This window comes from Aeromonas australiensis (genome assembly GCF_000819725.1).
GTDB classification, from domain to species: Bacteria; Pseudomonadota; Gammaproteobacteria; order Enterobacterales; family Aeromonadaceae; genus Aeromonas; species Aeromonas australiensis.
In genome coordinates, this window is the sequence record NZ_CDDH01000069.1 from 52,950 (window position 1) to 74,754 (window position 21,805).

General features: G+C 61.8%; 21 protein-coding genes and 1 riboswitch. Of the genes, 14 read left to right on the forward strand and 7 right to left on the reverse strand.

Annotated elements, in window-relative coordinates:
- Positions 1-3: 3 nt before the first annotated feature.
- The 8 genes from BN1117_RS11345 to BN1117_RS11380 all read left to right on the forward strand — a co-directional run bounded on the left by BN1117_RS11345 (position 4) and on the right by BN1117_RS11380 (position 6,675).
- Positions 4-696, forward strand: coding sequence for an ABC transporter permease (locus BN1117_RS11345; RefSeq protein ID WP_040097462.1), 693 nt, complete (start codon positions 4-6; stop codon positions 694-696).
- Positions 697-871: 175 nt separating this feature from the next.
- Complete coding sequence (locus tag BN1117_RS11350; RefSeq protein WP_040097464.1) at positions 872-1,531, forward strand: TIGR01621 family pseudouridine synthase; 660 nt, start codon at positions 872-874, stop codon at positions 1,529-1,531.
- Complete coding sequence (locus BN1117_RS11355; protein ID WP_052441502.1) at positions 1,531-2,241, forward strand: HAD family hydrolase; 711 nt, start codon at positions 1,531-1,533, stop codon at positions 2,239-2,241. The genes BN1117_RS11350 and BN1117_RS11355 overlap by 1 nt, the downstream gene beginning before the upstream one ends.
- Before the next feature lie 224 nt (positions 2,242-2,465).
- Positions 2,466-3,617: a 4-hydroxyphenylpyruvate dioxygenase gene (gene hppD / locus BN1117_RS11360; protein ID WP_040097662.1), complete on the forward strand. Its 1,152-nt coding sequence runs from the start codon at positions 2,466-2,468 to the stop codon at positions 3,615-3,617.
- Positions 3,610-4,761 carry a homogentisate 1,2-dioxygenase gene (locus BN1117_RS11365; protein ID WP_040097465.1) on the forward strand — a complete coding sequence of 384 codons (1,152 nt, stop codon included), beginning with the start codon at positions 3,610-3,612 and terminating at the stop codon, positions 4,759-4,761. The genes hppD and BN1117_RS11365 overlap by 8 nt, the downstream gene beginning before the upstream one ends.
- A 10-nt stretch (positions 4,762-4,771) precedes the next feature.
- Positions 4,772-5,767: a fumarylacetoacetate hydrolase family protein gene (locus BN1117_RS11370; protein ID WP_040097467.1), complete on the forward strand. Its 996-nt coding sequence runs from the start codon at positions 4,772-4,774 to the stop codon at positions 5,765-5,767.
- A 68-nt stretch (positions 5,768-5,835) separates the two neighbouring features.
- On the forward strand, positions 5,836-6,471 hold the full coding sequence (maiA, locus tag BN1117_RS11375; protein ID WP_040097469.1) for a maleylacetoacetate isomerase: 636 nt from the start codon (positions 5,836-5,838) through the stop codon (positions 6,469-6,471).
- Positions 6,472-6,492: 21 nt separating this feature from the next.
- Entirely contained in the window at positions 6,493-6,675 is a 183-nt protein-coding gene (locus BN1117_RS11380; protein ID WP_040097470.1) for a hypothetical protein, read from the forward strand.
- 56 nt (positions 6,676-6,731) lie between these two features.
- Here the strand turns inward: BN1117_RS11380 and BN1117_RS11385 are convergent, their stop codons facing one another.
- The gene (locus BN1117_RS11385; protein WP_040097472.1) at positions 6,732-8,987 is read right to left on the reverse strand and encodes an LTA synthase family protein; all 2,256 of its coding nucleotides are present in this window, start codon (positions 8,985-8,987) and stop codon (positions 6,732-6,734) included.
- A gap of 254 nt (positions 8,988-9,241) precedes the next feature.
- On the opposite strand from BN1117_RS11385, the gene BN1117_RS11390 reads away from it, so the two are divergent.
- Positions 9,242-10,327 carry a protein kinase family protein gene (locus BN1117_RS11390; protein WP_040097474.1) on the forward strand — a complete coding sequence of 362 codons (1,086 nt, stop codon included), beginning with the start codon at positions 9,242-9,244 and terminating at the stop codon, positions 10,325-10,327.
- A gap of 81 nt (positions 10,328-10,408) precedes the next feature.
- On the opposite strand, the gene lysC is transcribed toward BN1117_RS11390, so the two are convergent.
- Together lysC and argA are read right to left on the reverse strand one after the other, a co-directional pair.
- Positions 10,409-11,761: a lysine-sensitive aspartokinase 3 gene (gene lysC, locus BN1117_RS11395; protein WP_040097476.1), complete on the reverse strand. Its 1,353-nt coding sequence runs from the start codon at positions 11,759-11,761 to the stop codon at positions 10,409-10,411.
- A gap of 90 nt (positions 11,762-11,851) precedes the next feature.
- Positions 11,852-12,075: riboswitch (Lysine riboswitch) on the reverse strand.
- 107 nt (positions 12,076-12,182) lie between these two features.
- Positions 12,183-13,511: an amino-acid N-acetyltransferase gene (gene argA, locus BN1117_RS11400; protein WP_040097477.1), complete on the reverse strand. Its 1,329-nt coding sequence runs from the start codon at positions 13,509-13,511 to the stop codon at positions 12,183-12,185.
- 266 nt (positions 13,512-13,777) lie between these two features.
- On the opposite strand from argA, the gene msrA reads away from it, so the two are divergent.
- Positions 13,778-14,410: a peptide-methionine (S)-S-oxide reductase MsrA gene (msrA, locus tag BN1117_RS11405; RefSeq protein WP_040097479.1), complete on the forward strand. Its 633-nt coding sequence runs from the start codon at positions 13,778-13,780 to the stop codon at positions 14,408-14,410.
- A gap of 272 nt (positions 14,411-14,682) precedes the next feature.
- Here the strand turns inward: msrA and BN1117_RS11410 are convergent, their stop codons facing one another.
- From BN1117_RS11410 to BN1117_RS11420, 3 genes are read right to left on the reverse strand one after another with little or no spacing between them, the layout of a single operon-like run.
- Positions 14,683-15,018, reverse strand: coding sequence for a DUF3802 family protein (locus tag BN1117_RS11410; RefSeq protein ID WP_040097481.1), 336 nt, complete (start codon positions 15,016-15,018; stop codon positions 14,683-14,685).
- A 57-nt stretch (positions 15,019-15,075) separates the two neighbouring features.
- Positions 15,076-15,564: a GNAT family N-acetyltransferase gene (locus BN1117_RS11415; RefSeq protein WP_040097483.1), complete on the reverse strand. Its 489-nt coding sequence runs from the start codon at positions 15,562-15,564 to the stop codon at positions 15,076-15,078.
- Positions 15,561-15,944, reverse strand: a complete 384-nt coding sequence (locus BN1117_RS11420; protein ID WP_040097485.1) for an MmcQ/YjbR family DNA-binding protein — start codon at positions 15,942-15,944, stop codon at positions 15,561-15,563. Before BN1117_RS11420 ends, BN1117_RS11415 begins: the two co-directional genes overlap by 4 nt.
- 118 nt (positions 15,945-16,062) lie before the next feature.
- Between BN1117_RS11420 and BN1117_RS11425 the strand changes: the two genes are divergently transcribed.
- Positions 16,063-16,860, forward strand: a complete 798-nt coding sequence (locus BN1117_RS11425) for an alpha/beta fold hydrolase (protein ID WP_040097487.1) — start codon at positions 16,063-16,065, stop codon at positions 16,858-16,860.
- Here the strand turns inward: BN1117_RS11425 and BN1117_RS11430 are convergent.
- Positions 16,848-17,825 (reverse strand): LysR family transcriptional regulator, encoded by a 978-nt coding sequence (locus tag BN1117_RS11430; protein WP_156129965.1) that lies wholly within the window; start codon positions 17,823-17,825, stop codon positions 16,848-16,850. The genes BN1117_RS11425 and BN1117_RS11430 overlap by 13 nt on opposite strands.
- 63 nt (positions 17,826-17,888) lie before the next feature.
- On the opposite strand from BN1117_RS11430, the gene BN1117_RS11435 reads away from it, so the two are divergent.
- The 3 genes from BN1117_RS11435 to BN1117_RS11445 are packed head-to-tail and all read left to right on the forward strand — an operon-like array spanning position 17,889 to position 21,804.
- Entirely contained in the window at positions 17,889-19,586 is a 1,698-nt protein-coding gene (locus BN1117_RS11435; RefSeq protein ID WP_040097490.1) for an L-lactate permease, read from the forward strand.
- Positions 19,587-19,598: 12 nt separating this feature from the next.
- A complete protein-coding gene (locus BN1117_RS11440) occupies positions 19,599-20,375 on the forward strand; it encodes a (Fe-S)-binding protein (protein ID WP_082032594.1) in 777 nt (258 codons plus the stop codon).
- Positions 20,368-21,804: a LutB/LldF family L-lactate oxidation iron-sulfur protein gene (locus BN1117_RS11445; RefSeq protein ID WP_040097492.1), complete on the forward strand. Its 1,437-nt coding sequence runs from the start codon at positions 20,368-20,370 to the stop codon at positions 21,802-21,804. Before BN1117_RS11440 ends, BN1117_RS11445 begins: the two co-directional genes overlap by 8 nt.
- Position 21,805: the final 1 nt, after the last annotated feature.

Here is a 21,805-nt window from a genome sequence, read left to right on the forward strand (position 1 = left end):
GCCATGGATTTTTCAATCATTCTCAAAGAGTGGCCCACCTACTGGGAGGGGCTCTATACCACCGTCTGGCTGGTGGCCCTCTCTCTGATCCTCGGGTTGATGCTGGCGGTGCCCATGGGCATCCTGCGCAATAGCCGCAACTGGCTGATCAAGGGGCCGATCTGGGCCTATATCTACTTCTTTCGCGGGACCCCCTTGCTGGTGCAGCTCTTTATCATCTACTACGGCGCCGCCCAGTGGGAGTGGCTGAAAAACAGTGCCGCCTGGTCGCTCTTCTCCGAGGCCTGGTTCTGCGCCCTGCTGGCCTTCACCCTCAATACCGCCGCCTATACCGCCGAGATAGTGCGCGGGGCGGTGCACAATATGCCGCGCGGCCAGATTGAGGCAGCCAACGCCTTTGGCATGACCCGCTGGCAGACCCTGACCCGGATCATTTTGCCCAACTCGTTTCGTCGGGCACTGCCCGCTTACAGCAACGAGGTGATCTTTATGCTGCAGGGCTCGGCGGTGGCGGGCATCATCACCATCGTTGATCTGACCGGCGCGGCGCGGATCATCAACTCTCGTTACTACAGCCCGTTCGAGGCGTTTTTGACCGCCGGGCTGCTCTATATGCTGCTCACTTTCGTCATCGTCTGGCTGTTCAAGAAGTGGGAAGCGCGCTGGCACGCCCACCTGCGCCCGCGCAGTGTGTAAGGGGTGATCTGCCAAGTTGACTGAAAATGGCCCCGCCTGTTGCAGGCGGGGCCATTTTTCATCTTCATCGTCAGCCCACCCGGTTTGCCAAATGACAGCGGAGCAGGGAGAATGCAGCACTCCGAGCGCAGCCTGCCGTTGGCTGCGCGTCCTATCCCCCAGCTCCCGAGGTTTTATGTACCGGATATTGTTTGAGCATCCCGCTTTTCTGGTTATCGACAAGCAGCCCGGCATCGGCATGCATGACGAGAAGGGGGACGATGAGACGGTCAATCCGGGGCTGGTCAATCGGGTGAAGGCCGATACCGGTCTCACCCTCTATCCGGTGCACCGGCTCGACAAGATGACCTCCGGTCTGGTGTTGCTGGCCCGCACCACGGAGGCGAATCGCGAGCTGAGCATGGCCTTTGCAGCCCGCGAGGTGAGCAAGCAGTATCTGGCGCTCTCCGATCGCAAACCGAAGAAGAAGCAGGGCTGGGTGAAGGGGGATATGCAAAAGGGGCGCGGCGGCAGCTGGATGCTGGCGCGCACGCTGGATAATCCTGCCATCAGCTGGTTCGATTCGGTGTCGGTGCGCGAGGGGCTGCGGCTCTATCGCATCAAGCCCCAGACCGGCAAGACCCACCAGATCCGGGTTGCCCTCAAAAGCATCGGCGCCCCCATTCTCGGGGATGCGCGCTATGGCGGTACGTCAGCCGATCGTGGCTATCTGCATGCCTGGCGACTGAGTTTTACGCTGGCGGGCGAGCCGTTCGACTTTGTCTGTCCGCCCGAGGTGGGAAGTGAATTTGTCACCCCCGAGCTCACGGCCGCCATCGCAGCCCTTGCGCCCTGATGCTGATGCGCCCAGCGTCTGACACCATTATCCATTCAGCGAAAGAGTGTGATCCTGACGGACGTGCATCGCGCTGGATCCTGGCCGACTTTGACGACACCCTGGCCCCCGGCGACAGTCACGCCGGTCTGCTGCGCTATATCCTGCGCCGCCGGATCTGGCCGCTGCTGCTGTTGCCGGTGATTGCGCTGGGTGGTTTGGTCTATTTGTTGCCAAGTCAGCTGCTAGCCAGCCAGCGGCGCCGCGGTATCTCCCTTATCTGGTGGGCCATCTCGTTGGGGCTTTCCCCTTTGGGCTGGCGCAAGCTGGTGCGCGCCTATTGCCGCACCAGGCCGGGGCTGTATCGTCAGGCTCGCGATCTGCTGCAAAGCGAGGGAGCGCGCTGCTGGGTGATCTCCGCCAGTCCCTGCGCGCTGGTGCGGGCCCAGCTCTATCAGCAACTGCCCGGCCAGTTGCCCCACCGGATCATTGGCTCGCAGATGCACTACCGTTTTGGCGGCCTGATGCCGCGCTTTTACTGCCACGGCCAGCACAAGCTGTTGCCGGAGATCTGCGCCCTCGATGCCGAGCTGGCGCTTAGCGACAGCCTGCACGATCTGCCGCTGCTGGGGTTGGGGAAAGAGGCGTGGTTGATCAATCCAACGCCCACGCGACTGCAAAAAGCCCGGACCCGCTTGCCCCATCTGATGGTCAAAAACTGGCAACTGTAAGGCAAAGCTGACAGCCATGCGGGTCGTCACCGTTTGATCCGCAAGGTTGTGGCTTTGTTGTCACATTTCATTTACATCTTTTGCGGCCAGCTGCGAAAAACTATCTGCAACCCGCCTCTTCTCTTCCTGCTACGTCCTGCTTCTAATGAAACAAGTTGTTAACACTTGCCGCGCCGCTGGGTGCTGCAATCCGTTTTAACCTGATCAAGAGCAAGGACCGCCCGATGAATGCCACCTCTTCCGCCACCCATACCATCAATCCGCTGAGCTCTAATCCGTTAGGGACGGACGGTTTCGAGTTTGTCGAATACACGGCCCCCGATGCCAAGGGGATTGCCGCCCTCAAGAGCCTGTTTGTGTCGCTCGGGTTTGCCGAGGTCGCCAAGCACAAACACAAGCAGTGCTGGCTCTACCGGCAGGGGGATATCAACTTCGTGGTCAATGCCGAGCCTCACTCCCAGGCGGAGCAGTTTGCCAGCCTGCACGGGCCGAGCGTCTGCGGCATGGCGTTTCGAGTGAGCGATGCGGGCAAGGCCCAGCAGTTCGCCATCGCCAAGGGGGCCAAGCCCTTTATCGGCAAGATTGGCCCCATGGAGCTCAATATTCCGGCCATCTATGGTATCGGCGAGAGCACCCTCTCCTTTGTCGACCGCTATGGCGACAAGGGTTCCATCTATGACGTGGATTTTGTCTTCTACCCCGACTGGCAGGCCCGGATGGCAGAGGTGGATGCGGGGCTCTACGAGATCGATCACCTGACCCACAACGTCCATCGCGGCAATATGGATGTCTGGTCCAGCTTCTACGAGCGGATCGGCAACTTCCGCGAAATTCGCTACTTCGATATCGAAGGCAAACTGACCGGGCTGCACTCTCGTGCCATGACCGCTCCCTGCGGCAAGATCCGCATCCCCATCAACGAGTCGGCGGATGACAAGTCCCAGATCGAGGAGTACCTGCGTCAGTACAAGGGGGAGGGGATCCAGCACATCGCCATGGCCTCCAGCGATATCTACCACACCATCCGCACCCTGCGCAGCCGCGGCACCGGTTTTATGCCGACGCCCGATACCTACTATGAGAAGGTGAACAGTCGGGTCGAGGGGCATCAGGAGGATCTGGCAGCCCTCAAAGAGCTGCGCATCCTCATCGACGGCTCCCCCACCAAGGATGGCATCCTGCTGCAGATCTTTACCGACACCGTGATAGGCCCGGTCTTCTTCGAGATCATCCAGCGCAAGGGCAACGAAGGGTTTGGCGAGGGCAATTTCAAGGCGCTGTTTGAATCGATCGAGCTGGATCAGATCCGCCGTGGTGTGCTGGATGGCGGTGATGATGAGAAGGGTGCCCGCAAAGAGGGAGCGAGCGATGCGTAACTGGATTAACTTTCCTCACCGGGAGGGCACCCACTCCCGGCAGGCCCATGCCGACCTGCCCGAGCAGGCCATCTATGAGCGCGAGCTGGGGCGCAGCGGCTTTTTCGGCCCCGCCACCCACATGCACCACAAGCATGCCCCCACCGACTGGAGCAGTTGGGAGGGGCCGCTGCGGCCACGGCTGTTTGACCTCAATGCTCTGCAGGAGGAGGTGAGCTCCCTCTCCCCCTGGGTGGCCCCCGACATTCTCAGCAACCCCCACTGCCGCTATCGGATTTGGCGGCTCTCCGAGGCGATGCCGTTTCTGGTGCGCAATGCCGACGGCGATGAGCTGCTCTTTATCCACGAGGGGAGCGGCGAGTTCTTCTGCGACTACGGCCACCTGAGCCTGCGGGACGGCGACTATGTAGTGATCCCCCGCGGCACCATGTGGCGCATCGAACCCAGCGCGCCCATGTTCATCCTGATGATCGAGGCGACCAATGACAGTTACCAGCTGCCGGACAAGGGGCTGGTGGGTAATCACGCCATCTTCGACCCGGCGGCGCTCGATGTGCCCGCCATCAACGAGCGCTTTTTGGCCCAGCAGGATGAGAACCCCTGGTCGCTGCAGGTGAAGCGCCACGATCAGGTGTCAGTCATCACCTGGCCCTTCAACCCGCTGGACGCACAAGGGTGGCATGGTGACTTGTGTGTGGTGCGCCTCAACTGGCGGGATATCCGCCCGCTGATGAGCCACCGCTACCATCTGCCGCCGTCGGCCCATTCGACCTTTGTGGCGAGCCGCTTTGTCATCTGCACCTTTGTGCCGCGCCCCATCGAAAGCGATCCCGGCGCCCTCAAGGTGCCCTTCTATCACAGCAATGACGATTACGACGAAGTGCTCTTTTACCACGCCGGGGACTTCTTTAGCCGGGACAATATCGAGCGGGGCATGGTCACCTTCCATCCCGCCGGTTTCACCCACGGCCCCCATCCCAAGGCGTTTGCGGCGGGGCAGGCCTATGCCAAGAAGTTCACCGACGAGGTGGCCGTGATGCTAGACACCCGCGATGCACTGAACGTCGGCAGCCTGTGCGAAGGGATCGAGAACACCCGCTATGTCTCCAGCTGGCAGCGCCCGGACGCGGCTGCCGGCAAATAAGGAATCGCTTATGAAATTGGCAACATTGAACAATGGCAAGCGCGATGGCGCTTTGGTGGTAGTGAGCCGGGATCTGGCCCGGGCTGTACGGGTGAGCGAGATTGCTCCCACCCTGCAGGCCGCCCTCGACGAGTGGGCCGAGGTAGCCCCCAGGCTGGAGGCTATCTATCAGCAGCTTAACGAGGGGCGCGTGACCGAGGCGTTCCCCTTTGACGAAGCGTCTTGCCTCTCTCCCTTGCCACGTGCCTACCAGTGGGCCGATGGCAGCGCCTACGTCAACCATGTGGAGTTGGTGCGCAAGGCGCGCGGCGCCGAGATGCCGGAGAGCTTCTGGCACGATCCCCTGATCTATCAGGGGGGCTCTGACAGCTTTCTTGCCCCCCGTGGGCCGATTGTGATGGGCTCGGAAGAGTGGGGGATCGATTTCGAGTCAGAAATCGCCATCATCACCGACGACGTGCCGATGGGGGTGAGTGCGCAGGGGGCCGCCAGCCACGTCAAGCTGCTGATGCTGGTCAACGATGTGAGCCTGCGCAACCTCATTCCGGGAGAGCTGGCCAAGGGCTTTGGCTTCTTCCAGTCCAAACCGTCCAGCGCCTTCTCGCCGGTGGCCATCACCCCGGATGAGCTCGGGGATGACTGGCGCGATGGCAAGGTGCTGCTGCCCCTGCGTACCCACCTAAACGGCGCCCTGTTTGGCGCACCGGATGCCGGGGTGGACATGACCTTCAACTTCTTCGAGCTGATTGCCCACGCCGCCAAGACCAGACCACTTGGAGCGGGTTGCATCATCGGCTCCGGCACCGTTTCCAACTACGATCGCAGCGCCGGTTCATCCTGCATCGCCGAGCGCCGCATGCTGGAAATTCTTGATTGTGATCAAGCTATAACCCCCTATTTGCAGTTTGGTGATAGAGTGGCGATCGCGATGGAAGATCGCGCTGGCCAAAACCTGTTTGGCACCATTGAGCAGTTAGTGGTGCAGGGAGGAGCCCAGAGAGAGTAATGATCCCCGAGAATCGGGGGCCGAGAGGGGGTCATGCCCCTTCTCGGCTGACAACAAAAGGACGAAGTATGTTGCAGTTGTTTGGCTATTGGCGTTCATCGGCAAGTTTTCGGGTGCGGATCGTGTTGCAGCTCAAGGGGCTCGCCTACGAGCAGCATCCCATCAATTTGCGGCAAGGCGAGCAGAGCGAGAGGGCCTATCGCCGGATCAACCCGCAAGGACTGGTGCCGTTTCTGGTGGATGGCGATGTGCAGATCGGTCAGTCGGTCGCCATCATGGAGTACCTTGACGAGACCTATCCCGCCTACTCTCTGATGCCCTCTTCCCCCGACGCGCGGGCCCGGGTGCGCCAGATCGTCAACATGATCGCCTGTGATATCCACCCACTCAACAATCTGCGGGTACTCAACTATCTGGAAGAGCACTTCAGGGCCAATAACGAGCAGGAGGCAAGCTGGTATCGCCACTGGATTGACGAGACCTTCACTGCCCTCGAACAGCTGTTGATGACCACCGCTGGTGTCTACTGCGTTGGCAATGAAGTGACCCTGGCTGACTGCATGCTGGTGCCCCAGGTCTACAACGCCCGCCGCTACGACATGACCCTGGACGATTACCCCACTATTCGTCGCATCGTCGCCAACTGCGAACAGTTGCAAGCCTTTATCAAAGCCGCCCCCGCCAACCAGCCGGACGCGCAGTGACCTACTGACTTGAATCGCGGGATGGCATCAACACGCCATCCCGTGCACTCCGTTAAAAAGTGCGACTTCGTACTCTCCATCAACCTTGTCCTCTTCTTGTCGGCGACCAGCTTGCGGATCGCCAGTGATACCAACATCGATGACGCCATGATGGTGGCCGTAGCCTTGACCGCTCAGCTGGCGAGCCGGATGAGTGCGACATGAGAGTCAAAAATGGAGGTCAAACCACAAGGCCGTCACGGCGGCCTTGTGGGTGAGGTTCAGGGCAGGGCATCGGGCCGGAAGCTGGCGCGGATCTGCGGCACCAGGTGGGCAGGATCGAACCCTTTCTCCTCGCCCAGCACCGGATGGAGCAGGGGTTTCTCTTCGATGGGGGTGATATCCCCCGCCAGCAGCTGGCGGGTGGCCTGACCCATCTGGTAGAGCTGGCGCACCGGCGCAAACTGGGCCGCCAGATTGAGGGGATCATCTGCGCGGGTGAAGGCCATCATGGGGATCTGGTAGGTGGCATCGCGTGCCGGCTTGTCACCGTGAATCCCCTTGCCGGCGGACATCAAAAACGGCTGGTGATCGCCAAAGGCCACCACCAGATAGCGCTTGCCCGACTGGTCGAGGCTCTTGAGCAGCCGCTCCAGTGAGGCCATGGCATCCACCACCCCGGTGTAATAGGTGTTGAGCAGCTGGGTGTCACTCTCGCTCTGGTTCGGGCAGGCGCCGCTGCGCTCCTGCCCCTGATAGCGGGGGCCATCGAAGGGGCCGTGCCCCTGCATGGTGACCGCATAGGCAAAGAGCGGTTTGTCATCCTGCTCGCTGCGCTTGAGCAGGTGGTCGATGAGGGCATCATCGGAGATATAGCGCCCCTTGTGCTCAAGGGCGGTGAAGCGTGTGTCGAACCAGCGCTCCTCATAGCCGAGTGCCGGGATCGCCTTGGCGCGGCCCCAGAATTTTTCCACATAGGGGTGGGCGAACAGGGTCTGGTAGCCACTCTGTCTGGCGCTCTGGGCCAGCCCCGGCACCTGCTGCGAGAGGTAGTAGTAGGGCACCACGCCCTGCTTGAGCAAGCCCACCGGCAGGCCGGTGTTCATCTCGAACTCCGCCAGCACCGTCATGCCGCCGGTGGTGGGGGAGTGGATGGTCTTTTGCCACTGCTGCACGCTGGCGGGCAGGGAGAGGGTGGGGGCCGGAGCGCAGATCCGCCCCTTCCAGTCGAGCATCAGCGACTCATATTGCAGCACGATCACCAGATCCCAGCGCGGCGCTATGCCCTGGGGCGGATAACTCAGCTGCGGGGTCAGCTCGTTGATCTGCAAGGGGTAGCGAAACACGCTGCCGCTTTGCAGCATCTCGTCCACCAGATTGAACAGATAGAGGCCGGGGCCGGAGCGGATGATGTCCCTGTGGTAGTTGACCGCGCGATCCACGTAGCGAATGTTGGCCCCCAGCAGCTTGTTGCCGGTCTGGGTGGCAAAGACGCACAGGGCAAAGAAGGCGACGGTGGCGGCGGCAGTGCGCAACACCCAGCGCGACAGGGCAAAGCGCCAGCAGAGAAACAGTGCCAGCAACACGGTGAAGATGGGCAGGATGGGGTGCTGATCGAGCAGGATCCGCAGCAGCGCCAGCAGGTTGCCAAAATCGTCCCCGCCGAGCGGCACGCCGTAGATGGCGATCTTCATAAAGTTGGCGAGCAGGCCGATGCCCGAAAGCGCGGTGAATACCAGCCCCATATAGAGGTTGAAGCCCGCCAGCGCGCAGAGGCTCCAGCCCAGCACCATGCTGCCCCAGGCCAGATAGTAGTGCTCCGGCCGAAAGCCTGACCAGAGCAGAAACTCCCCCAGTTTGAATACCACGAAGCCGTGCAGCAGCACGAAGGTGAGGTTGCCAAGCAGCAGGCTGCCGATGATCCGCCAGCGCAGGCTGCGGCGCAGTGTTGGCAACACCGTTTTGAGCACGGCAGCGCTCAGGGCCAGCACCAGGGTCAGGCTGACTACCAGATAGGTGAGGTTGAAGCCCTGCTCTGGCAGGGTTTGCAGGATCTGGCTGAAGTCGCCGCTCTCGGGGCGATCTGTGAGCAGCAGACCGATGCGCAGCTGATAACGGCTGGACAGCGCATCGTCCGGGGCGCGCAGGGTGCTGTTGAGATCCAGAGTACAGCGGTTATTGCGGCACACCTGACGCTTATCCACCGCCTGACTGAGCTGGTCAATCCGCTCTCCCTTGTCGTTGAGCAGCTCCACCCGCACCTTGTCCCCCGCTTGCAACGGCCCCCGCAACTGCCACTGGCTGCGCACCACCAGATAGAGACCCCGGTTATCGCTTTTATAGAGCAGGGCGTGGTGGGTGAGGGTCGCCAATGGGTTATCGGCAGGACCCAGGATCAGGGGATCGCCACGGCCCAGCCAACTGCCCGGTTTGAGCAGGGGTAGCAGCAGGGTCAGCAGCAGCAATCCGCCCAGCAGGGCAAGCAGCAGGGAGGGCAGACCCAGAACGCGGGCGCGGCCTGAGGAGGGGCGATTCATATAAGCTCATCCTTTGAGCGAGTGAGGGAGAGGTCGTGCATCCCCTAGCGTGTGCCCCGATGGTGCGGGCCCTGTTTCAGCTTGTCAATTTAATGACCGGTTAATGAATATTTGGTTACCGCTCAACCTTGCAAATTGTGATCCCGATCGAGGGGTTGTTCAGAATATGTGATGAAAGCGTCATCATGGTGTTTTACCACTGGCCTGGGAGGGATCTGCTGTTTAGTCTCTCGATAGCGACTGGAGGTACATGTATGAATCCCAAAGTGATGGCGCGTCAGGCCAGATTGCTGCGCATGCTGGAGAGCAAGGAGGAGATCCGGATCGGACGCGAGCGCGATTGCCCGCTGCCGCTGGCCCAGCTACTCAAACTGAAGGATAGCCATCCAGCTGTGGTCAAGGTCTATCGCCACGGTCTCACCGCCGATGTGTTTCACCTCAAGGTGGAGGGGCATCACTGGTGCCTCAAGCGGCGGCGTCAGGATCCGCTGGTAGCCAACCTCGATGGCAAGACCGCCTTTCTGACCGAGCTGGAGCGGCGGCGTGAAATCGAGGCGCTGCGCGAGCTGCATCCTACCATCCTCTCCCACGTGGTCTGCACCAGCTTTGGCTCGGCGCGGGCCGGGGTGCTGGTCTCCCCCTGGTTGCGGGGCGTGCCGGTCCATCAGCTTAACGAATGCAATCTGGCCCAGATGCTGGAGGTGCAGAGCGAGCTGGCCCGCTGGGGCTGGTTTGACTGGGACCCGAGCCCGGGCAACCTGCTCGATGACGGCGAGCAGATCTGCGTGTTCGACTTTGGCTATATGTGGACCTTCGATCCCCGCTTTGAATACAACTCCAACGGTCTGGTCGACCCGCAGTTCCATGTACCGGAGCGGCTGGAGACCCGCACTCTCTCCGGACTCTGGCTCGATGAGGCCGATCCTTTGCCGCAATTTCGCTACTGGCGCGAGCTTTGTCTGAAATGGGTGAAACGGGAGATCCACCACCTGATCCGTGAAGGAGCCAGCGCGCCCGTGCTGGCCCGCCTGCACGCCCTGCAAGGGGAGTGGAGCGCCGCACTGGCGAGCGATGAGGCGCTGATCGCCAACTGGTGGCGGGATATGTATCGCAGCCACCGGCTCGATGTGGCCGATGATCTGAGCGGCCAGAGCTGCGGCCCGCTCACCCTGCGTCGCCTCGACTGGCTGATGCAGGCGGTGACGGATCACTATCCGCTGCTGGTGGACAATCTCTCGCCCCAGGAGACTGAGCTGGGGCAGACCGGGCTGCTGGCCCGCTTGCAGCAGTTGCGCCGGGAAGCCGTGGCCTGTCAGTTGCCAGCCACCAGCCTTGCCTGAGCCAATACCTTTGCGGAGTACAAATGAACAGGGCGCCTTGTAGGCGCCCTGTTGCGTGTTCGAAATTACCTCGGGTGAGGATCAGTCCAGCAGCTCCTGATGGAGGCGGTTGACGATATTGCCCGCCTCGCTCTCCTTGACCAGAAAGCAGAGGTTGTGGGCGCTGGCGCCGTAGCAGATCATCCGTATGTTGTGCTCGCGCAGGGCGTCAAAGACCTGACTGCCCACCCCGTTCACTTCGCTCATCCGGTTGCCGATAAGCGCCACCAGGGCCAGACCGGTTTCCACTTCCACCTTGCACAGTTGCCCCAGCTCGGCCAGTACCTTGTCGCTCAGGATCGGCTCGCCGTTGCTCTGGCTGCCGGTGTGATCCAGGGTCAATGACACGCTCACCTCCGAGGTGGTGATGAGGTCGACCGAGATGCGGTGACGGGCCAGAATGCCGAACACTTCCGCCAGAAAGCCGTAGGCGTGGAACATATTGAGGCTGTGCAGGGTCACCAGCACCTGCTGGCGGCGCAGGGCGACGGCGCGAAACAGCGGGCTTGAATCTGTGCTGGCACGGATCCAGGTACCACCGGCGGCGGGGTCTTTGGCGGAGCCGACAAACACCGGAATATTCTGGCGCACCGCCGGTTGCAAGGTGGCTGGGTGCAGCACCTTGGCGCCGAAGGTGGCCATCTCGGCTGCTTCGACAAAGCTGATTTCGGGGATGGGTCGGGCGCGGGTGACGAGGCGCGGATCCGTGGTGTAGATGCCGGGCACATCGGTCCAGATCTCGATACTGGCGGCATCGAGCGCTTCGGCGAGCAGGGCCGCGCTGTAGTCAGAGCCGCCGCGACCGAGGGTGGTGGTGCGGCCATCGCCATCGGCACCGATAAAGCCCTGGGTGATGACGAGGGTGTCGCCCAGTCGCGGGCCCAGCGTCTGCTGGCAGAGAATACGGGTGGCGGCCAGATCAACGGTGGCCTTGCCAAAGCGGCTGTCGGTGCGCATCAGCTGGCGCACATCCTGCCAGTGAGTCTTGACGCCGCGCTGGCGCAGCAGTTCGGTAAAGAGGCGGGTAGACATCAGCTCGCCGCAGGCGATGAGTCGGTCGGCCAGCTCCGCATCGGTATGCTGGTGGGCTTGCTGGGCCATGAGGCGAATTTCGTCCAGCTGACCATGAATGAGGGCACTGACATCGTCGGGATGACCAAGGTCAGCCAGAATGGCCTGCTGGATCCCGGCCAGTTTGGCCAGCTGCTCGTTGCGGCCCGCTTCGTCCAGCTCCCCTTGCGCCAGGGCGACCAGCAGGTTGGTGACACCGGCGCTGGCGCTCAGCACCACCACCCGGGTGGCGGGGTTGGCCAGCACGATATCGGCGCAGTGGTTCATGGCCGCGGCGTTAGCGACACTGGTTCCGCCAAACTTGGCGACATTGATCGGGCTCATTGCTTACTCCTGTCTTATTTTAAAATTCCGGTTCCATCGGGCAAAAAAGAGAGGAGGAGGCTGAAAATGGCAGGAATGAACGAAGCTATCCCGGCCAGAAGCACTCCACCTGCAGAGCCCATCCCGTACCGCCCCTGACAGGGCGCGGTGGGGGATGATCACTACCGATGACAACCCGGGGGATTCAGCCCCCGTGGCCGACGTTGAGGTCACCAGTCTCCTCACTCGTCTCGGCGCTGCTCCCCCTGACCCAAGTTCACCGGACGCTGGCGTCCTCCCTAGGGCTGCCTGGGCAGCGCTCCTCTTCTGGCTCCACCAGGGCGGTGGAGTGCATTTAGAAATACCCTGCGTTGGATTGCACTGTCAATCGAGTTTGTGAAAAAGTTCAAATTGTCGACTAACTCAACGCAGAATCAATGGCTTAGACAATGGTCTTTGACAAAACCTTGGAACGGCGCTGCCAGTTGTAGAGACGCTGGCGCGCCACCGGCAGATCTTCCACTTCCAGCGGATCGAAGCCCCGCTCCCGGAACCAGTGGATGGAGCGGGTGGTGAGCACGAACAGGCGGCGAATGCCAAGCCGCTTGGCCCGCTCGGCCACCTTGGCCACCAGTTGATCCCCCCGGTTTGAATTGCGGTAGTCGGGGTGAATGGCGACGCAGGCCATCTCCGCCATCGCCTCTTCCATAAAGCAGTAGAGGGCCGCGCAGCCGATGATCAGGCCATCGCGATCAATGATGGTGAACTTGTCGATCTCCATCTCCAGCTGCTCGCGGGAGCGGCGCACCAGAATGCCTTCCTCCTCCAGCGGGCGAATAAGATCCAGAATGCCGCCGATATCCTCGATGGTGGCGGCGCGGGCCTGCTCGGCGCTCTCCCGCACGATCTGGGTGCCGAGGCCGTCGCGGCTGAACAGCTCCTGCAGCATGGCGCCATCATCCTGATAGCTCACCAGATGGGAGCGGGGCACGCCGCCACGGCAAGAGGCAATGGCCACACGTAGATAGCGGGCGGTGCCGGACATCTCTTCCCCCGCCTGCTCCAGCTCCACCAGCAGCTCTTCGGCCTGCTCGGGGAAGAGCTCGGAGATGGCTTCGCCGCGTCTGTCCATCACCCCCTGAGTGCTGCTAAAGCAGATGAGCTTGTCCGCCTTGAGATCGACCGCCACCCGGCGGGCCACCTCTTCGGAGCTGAGGTTAAAGCTCTCACCGGTGACCGAGCAGCCGATGGGGGAGATAAGCACCAGACTCTTCTGGTCGAGCTGGCGGGTGATCCCCTCCACGTCGATGCGGCGCACCCGGCCGCTGTGGCAAAAGTCGATGCCATCATCCACACCCAGCGGCTGGGCAGTGACGAAGTTGCCGCTCACCACGCTGATCCGCGCCCCCTGCATGGGGGTGTTGGCGAGCCCCATGGAGAGCTGGGCGGTGATGTCATATTGCAGGCCGCCACACACCTGTTTGATGATGGAGAAACTCTCGTCATCGGTGACCCGGATCCGCTTGTGATACTGGGCCTCAATACCGGCGCGGGCCAGCGCTTCATCGTTTTGCGGACGTGAACCAAACACCAGCACCAGGCGTATGCCCAGTGTCTGCAGCAGGGCGATATCGCTGACGATATTGGCGAAGTTGGGGTGGCAGATGGCCTCTCCCCCCATCATCAGCACAAAAGTGGCCCCCCGATGGACATTGACATAGGGGGTAGATTGCCGGAAGGCATTGACCAGACTGGGTTCGCGTTCGCGCACTTGATATTTCTTCCATAAAAAAACAGCGATTGGCTCAATATATGAAAATAAATTCACAAATCAAGACTAAATATTGATTTTGGCCGTTTCTGGTCTACGAGGGGCGGCTTGGCCGTGCGGGTCGGGAAGGAGGGTTAGAAGCGCAGATGGCCGTTGGGCGAGCAGGGAGGGGCCCGCCGGTTGATCCGGCGCGATAAACTGCTATCTTCGATGCTCCTTTTCGTCAGCTGTGTGATGTCACAGGGTTTTATACAAGGACAGGATTCATGGAACAGATTATTTCACCGGCAGATGCCCTGCCGGGACGACGGGATGCCATGGTGATTGGTCAGCAGCATGCGGTGAATGGCAACCCGACCCAGGGCCCCTGGCCTGAAGGGATGGCGGTGGCCTGGTTTGGTATGGGCTGTTTCTGGGGCGTGGAGCGCCTGTTCTGGCAGCAGTCGGGGGTCTACTCCACCGCAGCCGGATATCAGGGCGGTGTGACCCAGAATCCCACCTACAAAGAGGTGTGCAGCGGCCTGACCGGCCATGCCGAAACGGTGCAGGTGGTGTTTGATCCGGCGGTGATCAGCTACGGCGATCTGCTCAGACTGTTCTGGGAGCAGCACGATCCGGCGCAGGGGATGCGGCAGGGAGGGGATGTGGGCACCCAGTACCGCTCGGTGATCTTCTATGGGGACGAGAGCCAGCAGATCATTGCCCAGCAGAGCATGGCGGCCTATCAGCAGGCGATGGCGGCAAGCGGCGACAGTCGTGCCATCACCACCCGCATTCTGCCGCTGGCCCCCTTCTATTACGCCGAGGATTACCATCAGCAATATCTGGCGAAAAACCCGGATGGCTACTGCGGATTGGGTGGCATTGGCGTCTGTTTGCCGCCCAGCCTGAACCGCTGAACAGGTTTGTGACCATTTTTTAATAAAAGTGAAAATAAATGGTCGGAGGAGGGAACTTATTGCGACCAGTCGGGACTAACTAGTTAGCGTCCAGGGATAGGATGCTAAGACCAGACACATTACTTCTTGCCTTGAAAACCGCCTGATGAATGAACGCACTGGCGGGTTGAAAATGATAGCAAGCAGGGCTGCCCACCAAGGCGGCCCTTTTCCTTTCTCTGTTTTTTAAATCGTGTCGCTGACATCGTGCGCTGGGCGTGCCCACCCGAAGATCAGCCGATCTCGCTGTCAAACAGGTTCTTGATGAGATCGATAAACTCGATGAGGAAGGCTTTTTGTTCCGGGGTCGGGGCATGCAGCCAGACGGCGGAGAGCACCTCTTCCAGGTCGGCGACCACGGCATCGGCCTCCTGCATGATGGCGAAACGCACCTTGGGGTCGAGCTCGGGATGCTGCTCGCAAATGGCCATCAGGTTGCTGGCAACATGGCCGCTGACCAAATCTTCGATGGTCTCTTCACCGTTGCTCTGCTGTTGGGATTCAAACAATCCCAAACTCTCCACCAGATACTCGATCAGCGAGATATAGCCTTCACTTTCTACCACCATGCTTGCGGCCTCAATACAGTAACAATACGAAAATAACGCGTATTTTAGTGGCTTGCCCTAGCTTGGCAAGCAGTAGTGCAGGCGGTGGCGAGTAAAACTGACCCCGCCTCGCTCCACGTACTCCAGCCCGGTCAACCTAAAGCCATGTCGTAAAAATAGCTCATAACTGAAGGCGCTGGCCTCGGTGGTGATGAGGGTCATACCGAGCCCTCGGGCCCCTGCGAGCGCCGTGGTGAGCAGCAGATTACCCAATCCCTGGCGCTGATGATCAGCGCTCACGTAGAGCAGACTGAGGTGGCCATTTGGGCTCAGGGTGACAAACCCGAGGGGCACATTTGCCAGCTCCGCTACCCAGCCGTGATGCTCGCGCAGCTGGCTGACAAAGCTCGGATGTTGTGAACCGAGGGCCCACTGCTCCACCTGTTCGGCGCTGTAGTGCTCGGGGCCGCTGCATCGCACCGCCTGCTCAAACAGGATCACGAGGGCGGGGATATGTGCCTCGCCAAGGGGGACAATACAAAGTGCTGGACTAAGTGCCGGGGTCATAAGGTCTGGCCGTCAGTGGGGGAGAGGGGGCGCGGCGCCTGTGGCCGTTTGGCTTTGGGCAGACCCGCGACAACCCGCTCATAGGAGTGGTGCACCCAGCCCTGCCACAGATCATCTGGCAAGGTGCTGTTCAGGGTCACTGTGTTCCAGTGTTGCTTGTTCATATGCCAGCCCGGTTTGACCTCGGGGTGGATCTCCCGCAGCAGCAACGCCAATTCGGGCTCGCATTTGAGGTTGATGGTGAGCGGCTCGGCCTGCCAATCCACCAGCGCGAACATCTTGCCCGCGATGCGGTAGACCAGGATCTCCGGGCCAAACGGGGTATCTTCGGTGGCGCCCGGCAGGGAGAGCAGAAAGTGGCGCAAACGGGGCAAATCCATGGTGGGTTCTCGCGCAAGGGGTGATCCGGGTCATATCTGACGCATATCTATCGGCGGGCCTGTTCTGTTAATATGCGCGCAGCCGAGTATACCCCCCATCACCAAGGGAGCCTATTGGATGTTGTATCACAAGACTTTCGAACTGGGTCCCGAGCGGGATTGGGTGGTGTTTGTCCACGGCGCTGGTGGCAGCTCCTCCATCTGGTTCAAGCAGCTGCGCGCCTATCGCGAACACTTCAACGTGCTGCTGCTGGACTTGCGCGGCCACGGCCAGTCCCACCAGCTGCAACAGGTGGTCAAGGGCCACTACAGCTTTCGGGAAGTGACCGAAGATATCGTTCGGCTGCTCGATCACCTTAATATCCGCCGCGCCCACTTTGTCGGCATCTCCCTTGGCACCATCCTTATTCGCCATCTGGCCGAGCTCTGCCCGGAGCGGGTGAAAAGCATGGTACTGGGGGGCGCCATTTTGCGGCTCGATATCCGCTCGCGGGTGCTGGTGCAACTGGGCCGACTCGGCCAGCACTTCCTGCCCTATATGTGGCTCTATCGGCTGTTTGCCTTCATCATCATGCCACGCCAGCACCATCAGGAGTCGCGCAACCTCTTTGTGCGCGAGGCCCGCAAGCTCTGCCAGAAGGAGTTCAAACGCTGGTTCCGCCTCGCCACCGAGGTCAACCCGCTGATGCGCTACTTCCGCGAACGCTCCCTGCCCATTCCCACCCTCTATGTGATGGGGGAGGAGGATCATATGTTTCTGGCACCGGTGCGCGAACAGGTGGCCCGCGATGCCAGCTCCTCGTTGGCGGTGATCCAGCAGTGCGGCCATGTCTGCAATGTGGAGCAGCCGGAGCAGTTCAACCGTACTACCCTGGACTTCATAGCCCGCCAAAGTTCATCCGCTCATCCGAAATAGTGTGCGATGTCGAGGTAACGCTGGCGAATATGTTCGATCAGCAACCTTATCTTGCGTGGCGGCTGGCGGGTGAAGGGGTAGACCGCATAGATGCCGAGCTTCTTGCCCACCCGGTCCGGAAACAAGTCCACCAGATCCCCGTTCATCAGGTCGTGATAGACGAGACAGCGCGGCACATAGACGATGCCGCGCCCCCCCAGCGCCGCCTTGCGCAGGGCCCCCGCGTTGTCGGTGGAGAAGCTCCCCGACACCGACAGCAGATAATCCCCCTGTTCCCCTTTGAAGGCCCACTCCGAGGCTCCCGTGCTCTGGTAGGCGTAGCGCAGGCAGTTGTGCTCAAGCAAGTCTGACGGCTCGCGCGGTGCCCCGAAACGGCGCACGTAGGCGGGGGCGGCGCAGATCACCCACTGGGAGTCGAGAATGTGGCGGGCAATCAGGCTCGAGTCATCCAGATAGCCGGTGCGAATGACCAGATCGAACCCCTCTTCCACCAGGTTGACGAAGCGGTTGTCCAGCGACATCTCCACCGTGAGCCCGGGGTGCTGCTGGCAAAAATCGGCCACGGCGTCGGCCAGCAGCAGCTCCCCGGAGATGGTGGGCACCGACATCCGCACATGGCCGCTCACCTTTTCACCGAATCCCGCCACAGCGTCGAAGGCGTCCAGTGCGGCGGCCTTCACATTTTTGGCACCCTGATAGAGCTCCTTGCCCGCCTCGCTCAGGGTGAGCCGGCGGGTGGTGCGATAGAGGAGCTGCACCCCGAGCTCCTCTTCCAGGCGCCCGATACGCTTGCTAACCACTGAATTTGTCAGGGAATTTTGTTCAGCCACCTTACTGAAGGAGCCGGCCTCCACCACTTGGGCGAAGAGAATGAGGTCGTCGGTACTGGCCATATTTGTCGATTTTAGGAATGAATGTTGTTCATTATTTCCATATATCGCGAAAAAGGAACAGGGTAAGGTCACGTTCGCTTAACAAAACAACAACAAGGTGCGCCAGTCGCACGACCTCTGGACAAGGATGCAATGATGACAGACACCCTGTTGGCCCTGGTGGCCTTCTCGCCGATCGTGGTGGCCGCCGTGCTGCTGGTCGGCCTCAACTGGCCCGCCAAGCGCGCCATGCCCATCGCCTTTATCCTGACTGTATTCATCGCCCTGTGGGGCTGGCAGATGAGCCCGACCCGGGTGCTCGCCTCCAGCCTGCAGGGGCTCATCATCACGGTGACCGTGCTGTGGATAGTGTTCGGCGCCATCCTGATGCTCAACACTCTCAAACACACAGGTGCCATCACCGCCATTCGCGGCGGTTTCACCAACATCTCGCCGGACCGGCGCATCCAGGCCATCATTATCGCCTGGTGCTTCGGCGCCTTTATCGAGGGGGCCTCGGGCTTTGGCACTCCGGCCGCCATCGCCGCCCCCCTGCTGGTGGCCATCGGCTTTCCGGCGCTCGCCGCCGTGCTGCTCGGCATGATGATCCAGTCCACCCCGGTCTCTTTCGGCGCGGTGGGCACCCCCATCCTGGTGGGCATCAACAAGGGACTCGACAGTCAGGCCATCGGCCAGACCTTGAGCGCCGGGGGCAGCAGCTGGGACATCTACCTGCAACAGGTGACTACCAACGTGGCCCTCATTCATGCCACCGTTGGCACCCTGATGCCGGTGCTGATGGTGATGATGCTGACCCGCTTCTTCGGCCGCCATCGCAGCTGGACCGAGGGGCTCGCCATCCTGCCGTTCGCGATTTTCGCCGGGCTCGCCTTCACCGTGCCCTATGCCCTGACCGGCATGCTGCTCGGCCCCGAGTTCCCGTCCCTCATCGGCGGTCTGGTGGGGTTGGCCCTTGTGGTGACGGCGGCGCGAGCCGGTTTTCTGGTGCCGAAAACCAGCTGGGATTTCGCCCCCGAGAACGAGTGGCCCGCCGAGTGGCTGGGCGCCATCAAGCTGGATCTCAAGGAGGCCGCCGCCCGTCCCATGTCATTGCTGCTGGCCTGGTTCCCCTATGTGGCGCTGGCCCTCCTGCTGGTAGCGAGCCGGGTGAGCCCGGAGTTCAAGGCGAGCCTGTTGTCGGTCAGCCTGCCGTTTGCCGACCTCTTGGGAGAGAAGGGTGTGAGCGCCTCCATTGAGCCGCTCTATTTGCCGGGTGGCCTCTTGGTATTTTGCGCCCTGGTGGCGACCCTGATCCAGTCCCGCTCCCTCGCCCCCTTTGGCAAGGCTATGGGAGAGTCCGGCCGCACCCTGATCGGCGCCGGTTTCGTGCTGATTTTCACCGTGCCCATGGTGCGCATCTTCATCAACTCCGGTGTGAACGGGGCGGATCTCGCCAGCATGCCGGTAACCACCGCCAACTTTGCCGCCGGGCTGGTGGGGGAGTTCTTCCCGGCGCTCAGCGCCACCATAGGCGCGCTGGGGGCCTTTATCGCCGGCTCCAACACGGTGTCGAACATGATGTTCAGTCAGTTCCAGTTCGAGGTAGCCCAGACCCTCGGCGTCTCCACCGCCGCCATGCTGGCGCTGCAGGCGGTGGGCGCGGCCGCCGGCAATATGATCGCCATCCACAACGTGGTGGCGGCGTCGGCCACCGTGGGGCTGCTCGGCCGTGAGGGGGCGACGCTGCGCAAGACGGCGCTACCGACCCTCTACTACCTGCTGGCTACCGGCCTTATCGGGCTGGCGATCATCTACAGCTTCCACGTCTCGGACGCCCTGCTGCAATTGAAGTAAGGAGAGCAAGTGATGAAGGTAATGCGGGTCTATCCGGCCAAGCCGGCCGATGTCTATCTCTACGCCACCTGTCTGGTGGATCTGTTCGACCCAGTGGCTGGGCTTGATGCCATCGCCCTGATCGAGCGGGAAGGGATAAGGGTGCACTTTGTCGAGAAACAGACCTGCTGCGGGCAGCCGGCCTATACCTCGGGTCACGAGGAGGAGGCGCGCAAAGTGGCGCAAAGTCAGATGGCGCTCTTCCCCGAGCCTTGGCCGGTGGTGGTGCTCTCGGGCTCTTGCGGCGGCATGATGCACCACCACTATGGCCGTATCTTTCCGGGCAACCCCGAGGTGGCGGCGTTTTGTGAGCGGGTGTTCGAGCTGACCGAGTTTCTGGCCCAGATCTGCCGGGTACGCTGGCACGGGGTGGGAAGGGCGAGCATCGTCATGCACACCTCCTGCTCGGCCCGGCGCGAGATGCAGGTGCACACCACTGCGCGCAGCTTGCTGGGGCAGCTCGAGGGAGTCACCCTGAACGAGCAGGCCTACGAGAGCGAGTGCTGCGGCTTTGGCGGCACCTTCTCGGTGCGCCATCCCCACATCAGCCAAGCCATGGTGGAGGACAAGACCCGCCACCTGCTGGCCACCGGCGCCGACACCCTGGTGAGCGCGGACTGGGGGTGTCTTTTGAACATCAAGGGATCCCTGGCCTATCAGGGCAAGACACTGCCCACCATGCACCTGGCCAGCTTCCTGCTCGCCCACAGCAAGCCTTTGTCAGAAAAAGAGGAGGCCCATCATGAGTGAGCACGCCAAGTATTCGCCGCGCCGCTTCCATCCCCAGGCCGAGGCGGCCCTGGGCGACCCCGTGCTGCGCCAGAATTTTCGCGGCGCCATGGATTACCTGCGTGGCAAGCGCCGCGATGCCTTCGCCGACCCGCAGGAAGAAGCGGCGGTGCGCGATGCGGCGGAGCACATTCGCCAGCGCTGCCTCTCGCGTCTGCCCGATCTTTTGGCGCAGCTCGAAACCAACTGCGAGCGTAACGGCATCCGGGTGCACTGGGCCCAGACGCCGGCTGAGGCCAACGCCATCATCCTCGGCATCGCCCAGCAACATGGGGTGAGCAGCATCGTCAAAGGCAAGTCCATGGTGAGCGAGGAGGTAGGCTTCAACCACGAGATGGCGCGCCACGGTATCCGCTGCCTTGAGAGCGACATGGGGGAGTTTATTGTCCAGCTCGATGGCGACACCCCGTCCCACATCATCATGCCCGCCATCCACAAGAACAAGCAGGAGGTGAGCGACACCTTCGCCGACAATCTGGCTGATTTCACCCCCACCACCGACGTGGACGCCCTGATCCAGACCGGGCGGCGGGCCCTGCGTGAAGAGTTTCGCCGCGCCGGCATGGGGCTGTCGGGGGTCAACTTCGCGGTGGCCGAGACCGGCAGCCTGTGTCTGGTGGAGAACGAGGGCAACGGGCGCATGTGCACCACGGTGCCGAAAATCCATGTGGCCATCACCGGCATCGAGAAGGTGGTGGAGTTCCTATCCGACGTGCCGCCCCTTTACAGCGCCCTGACCCGCTCGGCCACCGGCCAGGCCATCACCACCTACTTCAACGTCATCAGCGGCCCGCGCCGGGCAGGGGAGTTGGACGGCCCGGACGAGGTGCACCTGGTATTGCTCGACAACGGCCGCAGCCAGGCTTACCGGGATGAGGAGCTGCGCAAGACCTTGCAGTGCATCCGCTGCGGCGCCTGCATGAACCACTGCCCGGTCTATACCCGCATCGGCGGCCACGCCTACGGCACCATCTACCCGGGGCCCATCGGCAAAATCATCTCCCCCCACCTGCTGGGGCTGGAAAGCACGAGCGATCTGGTGACGGCCTCGAGCCTGTGCGGTGCCTGCGGCGAGGTGTGCCCGGTGCGCATCCCCATTCCCGACCTGTTGCAGCGCCTGCGCCGGGAGGCCAAACATGACGCACTGCCCGGCCACGAACCGCTGGCGGGGCAGGGAGCGGCCAAGAGCCGGCTCGAGACCCTTGCCATGCAAGGCTTTGCCTTTGCCGCCACCCACCCGCGCCTCTACCACGCCGCGACCGGTGTGGCCGGTCGCCTGCGGGGGCTGATGCCCAAACATCTGGGTCCCTGGACCCAGTGCCGTGAAGCCCCCAAACCCGCCCCCCAGAGCCTGCACGCCCTGCTGCGCCAGAAGAAGAAGGAGTCCTGAG

What these genes read in the sequence shown, in the direction of transcription:
- BN1117_RS11345 (WP_040097462.1), top strand. Translation starts at nt 4, where the DNA reads ATGGATTTTTCAATCATTCTCAAAGAGTGGCCCACCTACTGGGAGGGG.
- BN1117_RS11350 (WP_040097464.1), top strand. Translation starts at nt 872, where the DNA reads ATGTACCGGATATTGTTTGAGCATCCCGCTTTTCTGGTTATCGACAAG.
- BN1117_RS11355 (WP_052441502.1), top strand. Translation starts at nt 1,531, where the DNA reads ATGCTGATGCGCCCAGCGTCTGACACCATTATCCATTCAGCGAAAGAG.
- hppD (WP_040097662.1), top strand. Translation starts at nt 2,466, where the DNA reads ATGAATGCCACCTCTTCCGCCACCCATACCATCAATCCGCTGAGCTCT.
- BN1117_RS11365 (WP_040097465.1), top strand. Translation starts at nt 3,610, where the DNA reads ATGCGTAACTGGATTAACTTTCCTCACCGGGAGGGCACCCACTCCCGG.
- BN1117_RS11370 (WP_040097467.1), top strand. Translation starts at nt 4,772, where the DNA reads ATGAAATTGGCAACATTGAACAATGGCAAGCGCGATGGCGCTTTGGTG.
- maiA (WP_040097469.1), top strand. Translation starts at nt 5,836, where the DNA reads ATGTTGCAGTTGTTTGGCTATTGGCGTTCATCGGCAAGTTTTCGGGTG.
- BN1117_RS11380 (WP_040097470.1), top strand. Translation starts at nt 6,493, where the DNA reads ATGGCATCAACACGCCATCCCGTGCACTCCGTTAAAAAGTGCGACTTC.
- BN1117_RS11385 (WP_040097472.1), bottom strand. Translation starts at nt 8,987, where the DNA reads ATGAATCGCCCCTCCTCAGGCCGCGCCCGCGTTCTGGGTCTGCCCTCC.
- BN1117_RS11390 (WP_040097474.1), top strand. Translation starts at nt 9,242, where the DNA reads ATGAATCCCAAAGTGATGGCGCGTCAGGCCAGATTGCTGCGCATGCTG.
- lysC (WP_040097476.1), bottom strand. Translation starts at nt 11,761, where the DNA reads ATGAGCCCGATCAATGTCGCCAAGTTTGGCGGAACCAGTGTCGCTAAC.
- msrA (WP_040097479.1), top strand. Translation starts at nt 13,778, where the DNA reads ATGGAACAGATTATTTCACCGGCAGATGCCCTGCCGGGACGACGGGAT.
- BN1117_RS11410 (WP_040097481.1), bottom strand. Translation starts at nt 15,018, where the DNA reads ATGGTGGTAGAAAGTGAAGGCTATATCTCGCTGATCGAGTATCTGGTG.
- BN1117_RS11415 (WP_040097483.1), bottom strand. Translation starts at nt 15,564, where the DNA reads ATGACCCCGGCACTTAGTCCAGCACTTTGTATTGTCCCCCTTGGCGAG.
- BN1117_RS11420 (WP_040097485.1), bottom strand. Translation starts at nt 15,944, where the DNA reads ATGGATTTGCCCCGTTTGCGCCACTTTCTGCTCTCCCTGCCGGGCGCC.
- BN1117_RS11425 (WP_040097487.1), top strand. Translation starts at nt 16,063, where the DNA reads ATGTTGTATCACAAGACTTTCGAACTGGGTCCCGAGCGGGATTGGGTG.
- BN1117_RS11435 (WP_040097490.1), top strand. Translation starts at nt 17,889, where the DNA reads ATGACAGACACCCTGTTGGCCCTGGTGGCCTTCTCGCCGATCGTGGTG.
- BN1117_RS11440 (WP_082032594.1), top strand. Translation starts at nt 19,599, where the DNA reads ATGAAGGTAATGCGGGTCTATCCGGCCAAGCCGGCCGATGTCTATCTC.
- BN1117_RS11445 (WP_040097492.1), top strand. Translation starts at nt 20,368, where the DNA reads ATGAGTGAGCACGCCAAGTATTCGCCGCGCCGCTTCCATCCCCAGGCC.